Genomic DNA, 1287 nt, shown 5'->3' on the forward strand with positions numbered 1-1287 from the left:
GCCGAGGAACTGCGCGCCCGCCTGGCCGCGCTGCGCCCGAAGTCCTGGGCGCCCGACCGCGCCGCGGCGCTGGCCGGCCTGACCGACTGGCGCCTGATCAACGGCGATTCTTTTTCCACCTTCTACGTGGCGGACAATACCGAGCATCAGGCCCAGGGCGACGCCTTCACGCCCCTGACGACGGCCCTGGCGCAAGGCGGGCCGCTGACCCTGGCCCAGGCGCAGGGCCGCCCCGCCCGCCTGCTGCTGCCGCCCCGCGCCGAGCCCGACCGGCTGCACCTGGCGCTGCGCCAGACCCCGGCCACGCTGCCGGCGACGGTTGCCGTGCTGGCCCGCACCGGCGACGGCCGCGCGCTGGCCCGGGCCGAGCTTCCGGTCGCCGCCGGCGCCGAGGCCGGCGAGGCCGCGCTGGACCTGCCGATCGAGATCCGCAACCAGATCACCCGGATCGAGATCGAGGGCGAGGAAAGCCCCGGCGCCGCCGTCCTGCTGGACGAGCGGTTCCGCCGCCGCCCGGTCGGCCTGCTCGGCCCCGCCGAGCAGGGCGCGACCACCCCGCTGCTGGGCCCGCTCTACTATCTGGACCGCGCCCTGGCCCCCTATGCCGAGCTGCGCCAGGGCAGCGTCAGCCAGCTGCTGTCGCGCCAGCTGGCCGTGCTGGTCCTGGCCGACCGCCCGCTGGCCGAAGGCGAGGAGCGTGCCGCCCTGACCCGCTGGGTCGAGGAAGGCGGCACGCTGATCCGCTTCGCCGGCCCGCGCCTGGCCGAGAATCCCGATCCGCTGCTGCCGGTGCGGCTGCGCGCCGGCGAGCGCCAGCTGGGTGGCGCCCTGTCCTGGGAGAAGCCGCAGCCGCTGGCGCCCTTCGCCGACAGCTCGCCCTTCGCCGGCCTCGCCGTCCCCGCCGAGGTCACCGTCGCCACCCAGGTCCTGGCCGAGCCCGGGCCGCAGCTGTCCGACCGCACCTGGGCGCGGCTGGCCGACGGCACGCCCCTGGTCACCGCCGCCACCCGCGGCGCCGGGCGCGTCGTGCTGTTCCACGTCACCGCCAATGCCGAATGGTCGAACCTGCCGCTGTCCGGCCTCTACATCGCCATGCTGCAGCGGGTGATCGCGCTGTCCTCCGGCGTCGCCGGCGCGGAAGGCGAGGCGCCGCTGGCCCCGATCGAGACGCTGGACGGCTTCGGCCGCCTCGGCCCCGCCCCCGGCTATGCCGGCGCCATCCCCGCCAACCGTTTCGCCTGTCACTTATACACCTCTGACGCTTCCGACCATCTTACGCGTCAAGAT

The 1287-nt window shown here is 75.7% G+C and carries 1 pseudogene; it reads left to right on the top strand.

Annotated elements, in window-relative coordinates:
* A pseudogene (locus BKE38_RS32470) lies at positions 1–1287 on the top strand (DUF4159 domain-containing protein); the annotation flags it as partial.

The organism is Teichococcus deserti, from assembly GCF_001982615.1.
In the GTDB taxonomy this organism is placed as follows: Bacteria; Pseudomonadota; Alphaproteobacteria; order Acetobacterales; family Acetobacteraceae; genus Pseudoroseomonas; species Pseudoroseomonas deserti.